Origin of the sequence: Xanthomonas melonis (genome assembly GCF_020783655.1) — a bacterium.
GTDB lineage: Bacteria > Pseudomonadota > Gammaproteobacteria > Xanthomonadales > Xanthomonadaceae > Xanthomonas > Xanthomonas melonis.
In genome coordinates, this window is record NZ_JAJGQH010000024.1 from 25,654 (window position 1) to 37,125 (window position 11,472).

At 68.2% G+C, this 11,472-nt stretch carries 10 protein-coding genes; 8 read left to right on the top strand and 2 right to left on the bottom strand.

The window, feature by feature from the left end; translation table 11 throughout:
* Nucleotides 1-56: 56 nt before the first annotated feature.
* From motA to LL964_RS19500, 5 genes are all read left to right on the top strand, one after another.
* Nucleotides 57-911, top strand: a complete 855-nt coding sequence (gene motA, locus LL964_RS19480) for a flagellar motor stator protein MotA (protein ID WP_003489127.1) — start codon at nt 57-59, stop codon at nt 909-911.
* A gap of 10 nt (nt 912-921) precedes the next feature.
* The gene (gene motB / locus LL964_RS19485; RefSeq protein WP_104585224.1) at nt 922-2,085 is read left to right on the top strand and encodes a flagellar motor protein MotB; all 1,164 of its coding nucleotides are present in this window, start codon (nt 922-924) and stop codon (nt 2,083-2,085) included.
* A 236-nt stretch (nt 2,086-2,321) separates the two neighbouring features.
* Nucleotides 2,322-2,900, top strand: a complete 579-nt coding sequence (locus LL964_RS19490; RefSeq protein ID WP_167395180.1) for a hypothetical protein — start codon at nt 2,322-2,324, stop codon at nt 2,898-2,900.
* Between the two features lie 8 nt (nt 2,901-2,908).
* Entirely contained in the window at nt 2,909-3,193 is a 285-nt protein-coding gene (locus tag LL964_RS19495) for a DUF4031 domain-containing protein (protein ID WP_104585228.1), read from the top strand.
* A 216-nt stretch (nt 3,194-3,409) separates the two neighbouring features.
* Entirely contained in the window at nt 3,410-4,096 is a 687-nt protein-coding gene (locus LL964_RS19500; protein ID WP_104585617.1) for a response regulator transcription factor, read from the top strand.
* On the opposite strand, the gene LL964_RS19505 is transcribed toward LL964_RS19500, so the two are convergent.
* Entirely contained in the window at nt 4,078-5,460 is a 1,383-nt protein-coding gene (locus LL964_RS19505; RefSeq protein WP_228329508.1) for a sensor histidine kinase, read from the bottom strand. The two genes, LL964_RS19500 and LL964_RS19505, sit on opposite strands and share 19 nt — an antisense overlap.
* Nucleotides 5,461-5,666: 206 nt before the next feature.
* Between LL964_RS19505 and LL964_RS19510 the strand changes: the two genes are divergently transcribed.
* The gene (locus LL964_RS19510) at nt 5,667-8,078 is read left to right on the top strand and encodes a YadA family autotransporter adhesin (protein ID WP_104585232.1); all 2,412 of its coding nucleotides are present in this window, start codon (nt 5,667-5,669) and stop codon (nt 8,076-8,078) included.
* Between the two features lie 325 nt (nt 8,079-8,403).
* Nucleotides 8,404-10,287, top strand: coding sequence for a S8 family peptidase (locus tag LL964_RS19515; RefSeq protein ID WP_104585236.1), 1,884 nt, complete (start codon nt 8,404-8,406; stop codon nt 10,285-10,287).
* A 48-nt stretch (nt 10,288-10,335) separates the two neighbouring features.
* Here the strand turns inward: LL964_RS19515 and LL964_RS19520 are convergent, their stop codons facing one another.
* A complete protein-coding gene (locus tag LL964_RS19520; RefSeq protein ID WP_104585618.1) occupies nt 10,336-10,887 on the bottom strand; it encodes a DUF6630 family protein in 552 nt (183 codons plus the stop codon).
* Nucleotides 10,888-11,051: 164 nt separating this feature from the next.
* On the opposite strand from LL964_RS19520, the gene LL964_RS19525 reads away from it, so the two are divergent.
* On the top strand, nt 11,052-11,318 hold the full coding sequence (locus tag LL964_RS19525) for a DUF3297 family protein (RefSeq protein ID WP_104585238.1): 267 nt from the start codon (nt 11,052-11,054) through the stop codon (nt 11,316-11,318).
* The last annotated feature ends 154 nt before the right edge of the window (nt 11,319-11,472 follow it).

Genomic DNA, 11,472 nt, shown 5'->3' on the forward strand with positions numbered 1-11,472 from the left:
GAATCCGCCACGCAAGCCGAAACCACTAGCAACCCCAGTTTGCGTCCGGCTGCGCCATGCTCATCATCGTTGGCTTCATTGTCGTCATCGTCAGCGTCCTCGGCGGCTACGTGCTGTCGCACGGAAAGCTGGGCGCGTTGTGGCAGCCGTACGAGCTGATGATCATCGGTGGCGCGGCGCTGGGCGCGTTCCTGGTCAGCACTCCGGGCAAGATCGTCAAGGAAACGCTCAGCGGCATCATGGGCGTGTTCAAGGGTCCGCAGTACAAGTCCGACGACTACAAGGACACCCTGAGCCTGATCTACGAGCTGCTCAACAAGGCCCGCCGCGACGGCTTCATGGCGCTGGAAGACCATGTCGAAAAGCCGCAGGACAGCACCATCTTCGGCAACTACCCCAAGGTGGTGGCCGACCATCATCTGCTGGACTTCATCACCGACTGCCTGCGCCTGATGATCGGCAGCAACATCGAGCCGCACGAGCTGGAACCGCTGCTCGAACTCGAACTGGAAAAACACCACCACGAAGCCCTGGCGCCATCGCATGCGCTGAGCAAGGTGTCCGACGGCCTGCCCGGCTTCGGCATCGTGGCCGCGGTGCTCGGCATCGTGATCACCATGGGCTCGATCGGCGGGCCGATCGAGGAGATCGGCCACCACGTCGGTGCCGCCTTGGTCGGTACCTTCCTGGGCATCCTGCTGGCGTACGGCTTCGTGTCGCCGCTGTCGGCGGCGATGGAAGCGCGCGCCGAACAGGACGGGCGCATCTACGAAGCGGTCAAGACCGCGCTGCTGGCCTGCCTGCGTGGCTACAACCCGAAGATCGCGCTGGAATTCGCGCGCAAGACCCTGCCTTCCAACGTGCGTCCGAGCTTCGGCGATTTCGAAACGCACCTGAAGACGATCAAGTAGGACCGCGGTCATGGCCGAGGCCAAATCCACCGTCATCATCCGGCGGGTCAAGAAGGTGCAGGGCGGCGGCCATCACGGCGGCGCCTGGAAGGTGGCCTTCGCCGACTTCGTGACCGCGATGATGGCCTTCTTCCTGGTGCTGTGGCTGATGGCGGCCACCACCAAGGAGCAGCGCGCGGCGATCTCCGAATACTTCCGCAATCCCAGCCCGTTGTCCGGCAAGTCGCCGGCGCCCTCGCCCGGCATGAACGGCCCCGGCGGCGCCAGCACCTCGATGATCAAGCTCGGCGGCACCGCCGACATGGCCAAGGGCGAGAAGGACGAGATGGGCCGCAAGCGCGACAACGCGGCCGACACCGACGTGGATAGCCGCGCCAAGGACAAGAAGCGCCTGGAAGCGCTGATGCAGGAACTGAAGGAAGCCATCGACAAGAGCCAGGCGCTGGAGCCGTTCAAGGACCAGTTGTTGCTGGACCTCACGCCCGATGGCCTGCGCATTCAGATCGTGGACAAGCAGAACCGGCCGATGTTCGATATCGGCCGCGATCAGCTCAAGCCGTATACCGTGGCGATCCTGCATGAGCTGTCCAGCTTCATCAATCAGGTACCCAACCACATCAGCATCACCGGCCACACCGATACCACCGCCTACAGCAGCGACGCCGGCTATACCAACTGGGAACTCAGCGCCGACCGCGCGAATGCGGCGCGCCGCGCGCTGGTGGGCGGCGGCATGTCCGATGCCAAGGTGACCCGCGTGGTCGGGCTGTCCTCGTCGGTGCTGTTCGACAAGGCCGATCCGCAGAACCCGATCAACCGCCGCATCAGTATCGTGGTGATGACCCAGGACGCCGAGAACGCGGCGCTGGCGGGCGCTGGCCAGGGCGTGGCGCTGGGCAAGCCGATCCGCGATGCGGACACCCACGTGCCCGACCTGAGCGGCGCGCCGGCCACCGGCACCGCAACCGTGGGCACGCCGGTCGAAGGCAGCACGCCCACGCCAGCGGCAGCGGTCCCGTCCTCCCCCACCGCCGCTGCGGCAGCGCCGCCCCCGGCCGCACCGCGCGTGTCGTCCCGTGCGCAGGTGGCGTCGGCGGCCGCACTGGCCAGGGCGGCCGAAGCGGCGGTCGCCGCGCCGCGGGTGGCGGTGGAAGCCGCTCCGTCCGCACAGTGAGCCGCCCCAGCGCAGCCTGACGCAGGCTCGTGGTCTGTGACCTCGCGCGCGCCAGCCAGTGGTGTCGTCCGGATGCGCGGAACGGATTCGATCCGAACGAAGCCGCCGTCACGGTGGTGCACCGCGTCGCAGCAGCCCCGGTGCGTATGGGCTGCGCCAAGGCCTCCACGCCGCGCGCAACGCATCGTGCGGCGCACGCTCTAGAATGGCGGGCCATTCCCAGCGTCGAGAAGACCGTGTCCCGCAATTCCAAGGCCAAGCGCGACAAGCGCAAGAAGCAGCAGCCCAAGCGCCCCTTCGTCCGTCTGGGCCAGGCGCCCCAGATCGCCAACCACGCGGTCCTGCAGGATGCCGACGGCCGCGTGGTGGCCGCCATCGGCCTGCAGGGCAACGGCGAGTGGCTGCTGTCGATCGGCGGCCAGACCATGGGCAGCGCCGACAACCCGGTACCGATGCTGGCCATGCTCAAGCATCTGGCCAACCTGCAGGAAGCCGAAGGCAAGACCATCTCGCTGGACTATTCGACCCAGCTGCAGCAGCTGATCGACGACCTGGCCGCCGACGAAGGCCAGACCGCCGAGGAGTACCTGGCCGCGCGGGTGGCCGAATTCCAGAATGCCGACGCCGATGAAGACGGCGAGCTGGATTCCGAACACGCCGCAGCGGACGCCGCCGAAGGCACGGCTGGCGAGGACGCTGCCAGCGGCGATGCGCCTGCGGCAGACGCAGACGCCGGCGAAGACAGCGCCGACGCGGTAGCGGACGACGCCGACGAAGACGCCGGCAAACAGCCGAACAAGCCCAAGCAGGCCTGACCCGGCCGATGGCGGTCTACGTCGACGATGCGGTGCACCTGTGGCGCGAGCAGCGCTGGGCGCACCTGCTCGGCGATACGCTGGACGAGCTGCATGCCATGGCGGCGCGGTTGGGCATCCCCCGCCGCGCCTTCCAGAACAAGCTCAGCGGCGCGCACTACGACGTGCCCGCCCCGCTGCGCGCCGAGGCGATCGCCCTGGGCGCCATCGCCATTTCCCGCCACACCGACCGCGCACGGCTCAAGGCATTGATCGCCAACGCGCGCGCGCAGGCCCGTGGCGAGCGCCCCTGAGCGCGCGATGTGGCCGGATCCCGTATCCGCCACCAAGCGCGCCCAAAGACATCGCCAGCCCATCGATACCGTCGTTTGAGACGCTGTCGCATCGCTAGCACTGCGAAAGAACCAGGTAGACCGTTCCTGCCGATACCTGGGCCTGTCACTATTGCGATGCAGCTGTGGAGAGTCGTCGTGCCCGTTCGTGTTCCTGCCCCCGAAACGTTGCCGTTGGTGTCCGTCGCCGTGCTGGAAGACGATGCCTTGCTGCGCGAGGACATCCTCGTGCCTGGACTACGCGCGTTCGGCTTCCGGGTCAGCGGCGCCGGTACCGCCGGCGAGCTGTATCGACTGATGCTGGAGCAGGCCTTCGATCTGGTCGTGCTCGACCTGGGCCTTCCTGACGAAAGCGGATTGAGCGTGATCACGCATCTGCGCGCGTTGTTCGCCGGGCTGGGAATCGTGGTGCTGACCGGCAACCGTGGCCGTGGCGACCATGTGCGCGCCCTGCATGGCGGTGCCGATGCCTTCCTGCGCAAGCCGGCCGATCCGGAAATCCTCGCGCTGACCCTGCGCAACCTGGCCAGGCGTCTGCAGCCGGTTGCCAGCGTCCCGCCGCCCAGACCGGCCTGGCGGCTGGAGTCGGACGGCTGGTGCCTGCTGGCGCCGGACGGGCGCATCATGGTGCTGACCGCGCTGGAGCGCCGCCTGATGCGTTGCCTGGATGCACAGCGCGGCCAGGCGGTGGAGCGCGAGGCCCTGGTGTCGGCACTGGAAGCGGACACCGGCGAGTTCGATCTGCACCGTCTGGAGATGCTGATCCACCGCCTGCGGCGCAAGGCCACGCGGATCACCGCCGAGCAGGGGCCGGCACTGCCGTTGTTGTCCTCGCGCGGAATGGGCTACCTGCTGGCCGATTGAAGCTCTGGCGGCGGCTGGGCCAGCGGCAACTGCAGGCACAGGCAGGCGCCGCCCTGCGCCGCGTTGCCCGCCGTCACCTGCCCGCCGGCAGCCGCCAGGATGCCCTGGACCACCGACAAGCCCAGGCCGGTGCCCTTGCCGACCGGCTTGGTGGTGTAGAACGGTTCGAGTACGCGTTCCAGCAGGTGCGCGGCGATCCCCGGGCCGGAGTCGCACAGGCGCAGCCACACCGTCTGCTGACGTTGTTCGCCCTCGATGCGGAACACGCCCTGTCCGTCCATGGCATCGCGTGCGTTGGCGGCGATGTTGAGCAGCACCAGTTCCAGATCGTCGCGATCCATGCGCACCCACAGCGGCGGCCCGTCGTCGATGCCGACCAGGCGGATCTCGTGGCCGAACAGTTGGCGCAGGGTCGGCTCGGACTCGCGCAAGGCCGCGCGCGCGTCGAACAGCGTTGGCACGCCGGGTTCGGCACGCCCGAAATTGAGGATCCGGCGGCTGACCGTCAGCGCACGCCGCGAGGCGGCCTCGATGTTCTCCAAGGTCTTGAGCAAGGGCGCTTCGCCATAGCCCTCCAGGGCGTCGCGCTGCTGCGCATAGCCGACGATCACGTTGATCAGGTTGTCGAAGTCGTGGGCGACGCCGGCCGCCAGCCGCCCGAGCGCTTCCATCTTCTGGGTATGGATCAACTGCTCCTGCACGCGCTCGCGCTCGGCCATCTCTTCCAGCAGCCGGCGGTTGAGCTGCTCCAGTTCGCGCCGCCGCTGTTCCGATTCGCGCAGGCTCTCGCGCAAGGCGGCGATGGTGCGGTCCAGGATCAGGGTGATCAGCAGATACGCGCCGAGGGTGATGGCGGCCAACGCGATGTTTCCACGCACCGAGCGCCAGGGCACCGGCCAGATCGCCTGTGCCAGCCCGCCCAGCGTGCAGATCGCTGCCAGCAACAGGAACACGCGCCACAGGTCGCGCCGTCCCAGCACCATGCCGGTCAACACCAGCGCCAGCAGCGGCAGCGGATTGATCAACAGGTCATAGAGGTCGGCTCGGACGTAGGTCACCAGCGCGCCGGCCAGCGTCGCCGCGACATAGAGCCTCACCGCCATCGCCATATCGCCGCGCCTGACTTGCCACATGCCCGCGAGCGCACCAGCGGCGCTCAAGACGATTCCCACCGCCGCCAGCAACAGGTCGGCACGGCTCAATAACCGTTCCACCCCGGCGACGTAGAAGAAAAACCCGAGATCGCCGGCCCCGTACAGCACCGTCGCCGCCAGCAGCACCTGCAGGAACGCCGCGTGGCGGCGATCGCCCGGATCGTCCCCCGCCGGTGCCGTGCGCCACTGCGTTGCGGTGAGGAACTTCACGGGGATCCGGAACAGGCGGCCTCTACGGCTGCACATCCTCACATTCGTGGTGAGTGGATGCAATCGTCGTTTGGTGACACGCCGGATCGCACGTGACAACTTTTTGACGCACGCGACAGGCAGCTTCCAGAGACCCGGCACAACACGGGGATGCATCGGACTCGGGTTGCAACCGTCTTTCCTCCCAACCGTTTCAGGGGATATCGATGAGCTACCTGATGGACAATCATCCGGGCCTGCGTCCGGCCCAGTCTTCCCTCGCCCTGGCCACCGTTCGCGGTGCCGGATCCCAGCACGTCCTGCACCGCGCCTTGCTGACCGCCATGCTGCTGGCCGGTGGCGTGGCGGCCGCCCAGGCGCAGACCATTGCATCCGCACAGGCGCCTGCCGTGGCGACGCCGTCCAGCGCCGTCGACACGCTCCAGGAGGTACCCAGCGACGAAGCCGCCGATACCGGCGACGACGATAGCGGCAAGCACTTGCACATCGTCGGCGGCAGCGACCCTGCCGAGGATGTCGGGGCATTCGCCAGCGACCCGTATGCCGTGGCGATCGGCGAAGCCAGCAATGCCCTGGCCGAGGGCGGCGTGGCCCTGGGTGCCGGCGCCACGGTGACCGAGCGATTCGCGCTGGCCGCCGGCTACGCGGCCACGGCCACCGGCCAGTCGGCCGTCGCCATCGGCGGCACCACCCAGGTCTTCGACTACAACGAAGCGGGCGAGATCATCGGCAGCCACGACGAATCGACCGAAGCCAACGGCTTCGGGGCCATCGCGCTCGGCGGTGGCGCCAAGGCGAGCGAGCCGCTGGCAACCGCGCTGGGAAGCGGCAGCGAAGCGCGGGCGATACAGAGTACCGCGCTGGGTTACCGCGCACGCGCCTTCACCGAAGCCTCCACCGCCGTCGGTGGATTGTCGCTGGCCTCCGGCCTGATGAGTACCTCACTGGGTTACTTCGCGCGCGCCACCGCCGACAGCACGGTGGCGATCGGCATCAACGCGCTGGCCAGCGGCATCGACAGCGTGGCGATCGGCGGCATCAGCACCGCAGCGGCCGAGGCCGGCAACAGCTCCGGTATCGCCGCCGCCACCGGCACCGGCGCGATCGCACTGGGCGCCGGGGCCCAGACCCAGTCCAACTATGCGGTGGCGATCGGCTACAACGCCAACGTCTTCCCCAACCAGCCAGGGAATACCGGTGCGGTGGCGATCGGCCACAGCGCCGGCAGCTTCGCGGCCCACACCGTCGCAGTGGGTGCCTTTGCCTTGAGCTCGGAGGTGGATGCGATCGCGCTGGGCCACAACGCGGTGAGCCATACCGTCAACAGTATCGCGTTGGGCGCGCGCGCCGAGACCTCGTGGTTCAATCCCAACAGCACCGCCCTCGGTGCCGATACCCGTACCGATGGCGTGGACGCCACCGCCATCGGCTATGGCGCGCGGGTCGGCGATTGGGTGGACGACGCGTGGAATCGCGCACCCAGCAGCGCCGTCGCACTTGGTGCCTACTCGCATGCCACGCGCAGCAACACCGTCTCGGTCGGCGATGTCGCCGCCGGGCTGACCCGCCAGATCACCAGCGTTGCAGCCGGTACCGAGGACAACGATGCGGTCACGCTGGCGCAGTTGCGCAGCGTCGCGTCCGCGTTGGGCGGCAATGGCGTGTTCGATGGCAACGGCAACCTGCTGGGCGGCAGCTATCTGATCCAGGGCCGCAGCTACACCGACATCGGCGGGGCGATGGGCGCCGTCGATACCGCGCTGAGCGCCTTCGACGGACGTCTCAGCGGCCTGCAGGCAGGCACCGCCGGTAACGTGGCAGTCGGCGGCAACAGCCAGGCGCCGGTGGTGGGAAGCGGCACCAATGCGGTGGCGATCGGGTCGGCAGCCGTTGCCAACGGCGAAAACGGCCTGGCCGTCGGTGCAGCGGCGCTGGCCTACGGCCCACAGGACACCGCACTGGGTGCCAATGCCAAGGTCAATGCGGACGGCAGTACGGCGGTGGGCGCCAACAGCAGCATCGCAACGGCAGCCACCAACGCGGTCGCGGTGGGCGAGGGTTCCAGCGTGCAGGCCGCTTCCGGCACCGCGCTGGGCCAGGGCGCGCAGGTCACCGCCGACAACGCGGTGGCGATCGGCCGTGGCGCGGTCGCCGACCGTGCCAATACGGTCTCGGTGGGCAGCGCCGGGGCGGAGCGGCAGATCAGCAACCTCGCTGCCGGCCGCGCCGACACCGACGCCGCCAACGTGGCCCAGGTCTCGGCCGGCGATGCGCGCACCCTGGGCTCGGCCAACCGCTATACCGACAGCCGCGTCTCCGCGTTGAGCGACAGCTTCACCCAATTGCACGATGACAGCCTGCGCCGCTTCCAGAACATGGACCGGCGCATCGATCGGATGGGGGCGATGAGCTCGGCCATGCTCAACATGGCAGTCAACGCGGCCGGCACGCAGAGCGCGCGCGGACGCATCGCGGTGGGCGCCGGCTTCCAGAGCAGCGAGCGTGCGTTGTCGATCGGCTATGCCCGCAAGGTCGGCGAGCGCGGCTCGTTCAGTCTTGGCGGCGCCTTCAGCGGCAGCGACACCTCCGCTGGCCTTGGCTTCGGCGTGGACCTATAGAGCGTGTTATGCACTTTGAGATGAGATGCGTTGGCCGCCAGCGGTGCGGAGCGGGTGCTGCGTGGCGCCGGCTTGGCTGGCGCAAAGGCAAGCCGCGCGGCGCGCGCTCCGTGCCGCTGACGGCCAACCCTCCGGGAAGCGCCCTGTGGCGCGCCGATACCGCGTTGCGCGCCTGGCCCAGGCGGCCAGCCTGGGCTGCAGCGCACGCCTTGTCTCGACGCGCCACATGACTCTTCGCACTCACCTCAAAGCACATAACACGCTCTAGGCCCGCCGCTTGCCGGCTCCCTCCTTTCACCGAATTCCCTTCTTGAGATTTCTGCCCATGAACGATGCTTCTCTGCCGCTCCGAACCCTGCTTCTGAGCGCCGTACTCGCCGCCGCACCCTTTCAATCGCAGGCCGCCAGCAACGATCTGCAACTGCGCGGCCTGTCCGGCGCGGAAGTCCCCACCGCCACACGTTTCACTGGCCGCCTGATCGTCAGATACCGCGACACGGTCGGCTCGGACAATGCACGGCTGGCGATCGTGTCCACGGCCGCGCGGCGCGCGAATGTGCTGCGTACCGCCGCCGGCGCCAGTCGTGCCGCCCCGGTCAACGCACGCGTGCTGCGCCGTACTGGCACCGGCGCGAGCCTGTTGCGGATCGCCGAGACCTTGAGTCCGTCCGAACAGGACAACCTGCTGCGCGAGCTGCGTGCCGATCCGGCCGTGGACTATGCGCAGTTCGATCGGATGATGTACGCGGTGGACGACCTGGCCGGACCCGTCGTCGCTACCCCAGCAGCAACCACGCCGCCCGACGACCCCCGCTATGCCAACTTCCAGTGGCACCTGCAGGACGGCCCTGGCGGCATCCGCGCACCGCAGGCATGGGCGGCCTCCACCGGGGCAGGCACCGTAGTGGCGGTGCTGGATACCGGCATCCTGCCCGATCATCCGGATCTCAAGCGCAACGACCACATCCTGCCGGGCTACGACTTCATCAGCAGCGCCTTCATCTCGCGCCGACCGACCGACGAACGCGTTCCCGGCGCGCTGGACATGGGCGACTGGCTCGAGGAGAACAACGCCTGCTTCCAGCCACCCAGAGACAGCTCCTGGCACGGCACCCACACCGCCGGCACCATCGGCGAACTGACCAACAACGGCATCGGCGGCGCCGGCGTCGCGCATGACGCGCAGATCCTGCCGATCCGTGTCCTGGGGCAGTGCGGCGGTTCGGGCGCGGACATCGCCGATGCCATCCTGTGGGCGTCCGGCGGGCATATCGACGGCGTGCCCGACAATACCCACCCTGCCGAAGTGATCAGCCTGAGCCTGGGCGGCCCAGGCAGTTGCGACTCCGACACCCAGCGCGCGATCGATGGCGCCGTGGCCAACGGCAGCGTGGTGGTGGTTGCGGCCGGCAACGACGCCAGCAATGCCGCGCAGTCCAGCCCCGCCAGCTGCCGCAATGTCGTCAACGTGGGCGCCACCCGCATCACCGGCGGCATCGCCTTCTACTCCAATTTCGGCAGCAGCGTGGATCTGGCCGGCCCGGGCGGCGGTGCGTTCGAGGACCCAGGCAACAATCAATGGGATGGCTTCGTGCTGTCGACCGGCTACACCGGCAAGACCACGCCGACGTCCGGCGACTACACCTATGTCGGCCAGGCCGGCACCTCGATGGCCACGCCTCACGTGGCCGCCGTTGCAGCCCTGGTACAGAGCTATCTTGCCGGCGCCGGCAAGAGGCCGCTGACCCCGGCGCAACTGGAAACCTTGCTGCGCCAGACCGCCCGTCCTTTCCCGGTCGCTCCGCCGCTCAGCACGCCGATCGGCAGCGGTATCGTGGATGCCGCAGCGGCGCTGGACTATGTGCAGAACAACTGCATCGGCGCGGGTTGCCCGCCAGTCACGCTGCCACTGAGCAACCGTCAGCCATTGGTCGCGCAAAGCGTGGGCGAAGGCGACCAACTGGTCTACAGCTACACCGCCACGGCCGGCAGCGCGTTGAACCTGCTCAGCTTCGGCGGTGGCGGCAATGTCGCCATGTACGTGAAGTTCGGCGAGCAACCCACCACCGCCAGTTACGACCTGCGCTCGGTGCGGACCGGCAGCGCGCAGACGATACGCCTGGCGGCACCGCGGGCAGGCACCTACTACATCACCCTGATCGGCGGCACGGGCGGCTTCAACAACATCTCGTTGATGGCGCGTCAGTAACCGCAGCGGATCGGCCGGTGGCAGCCAATGCCGCCGGCCGCTCGTCGGTCAGAACGCCTCGTTGCCCAGCCGCACTTCGACCCCGAGCAACGAGGTGAGTGCCAGCATCGCATCGTCGTCGCGGCTGAGCGCGATCCAGCCAGCATACGCATCGCCGCCGGTGTTCCAGTTCCACAGCGAGTACCCGTGTTCGCGCAGGCGATCGAACGCCACCGCCATCAGGTCGGGCACATCCAGGCCACTGGCGAAGTCCTCGTCGTCGAGGTCGCCACCCCAGTCGATGCGCAGATTCCAGCGCGCGCCCAGTTCGTCGATGGCGGCGATGAACGAATCTGTGTCCTTCCAGTCGACATAGAAGCCCGAGCGCCAGTCGATCACGTCCGTGAGCGTCCACAACCAGGCATCGTCGCCTTCGTCGCCATCGGTTTCGGCCCGCGTTTCGCGCCAGGCGTCGAACTGCGCCAGCGCGGTGTCTTCGTCGCCCGGGTTGATCAATACCAGCAGGTTCCAGACCCGCGCCGGATGGTCGTCGACATCGTCTTCGTCGCCCTCCGGCGGCAGGCCTTCGTCGTCTTCGTAGTCGGCACTGTTGTCGGGCATCATGGTCTCGCTCGAGAATTGCAGATGCGCAGTGTGAGGCCTGACGCGGCGCAAGCAAACCGGCCCCCGCCCTGCCTCGCGCGCGCAGGGCTGGTCTTCCGGGCGCAGGCCCGTATCCTGTGCGGCCGAAGACCACCATCCCGGCCGGTCATGACGCCTTTCCCATGAGCGATACCCCTCCCGATCACCTGGCCATCGACCCACGCAGCCCGTTCCACGATGCCGACGCCCTCAACCGCGGCATCGGCGTGCGCTTCAACGGTGTCGAGCGCGACAACGTGGAGGAATACTCGGTCAGCGAAGGCTGGATCAAGGTGCAGGTCGGCAAGTCGCGCGACCGCCGCGGCAACCCGATGACGATGAAGGTCAAGGGCGAGGTGGTGGCCTACTTCCTGGACACCAAGCACGACGCCAAGCCTGCTGCCGAGTAAGAGCGGCTGACCAAACTACGTCACGCTGTTCCATCCCGGAGCTGCTGAGCGGCAGGTTTGCTGCAGGGTGCTTGCCTGCCTACCATCGCGGGACACGCTGCAAGTACGTCCTTGTAAGCTCTTACGCGGCATCCATGCCGCGTAAGGTCCCGCG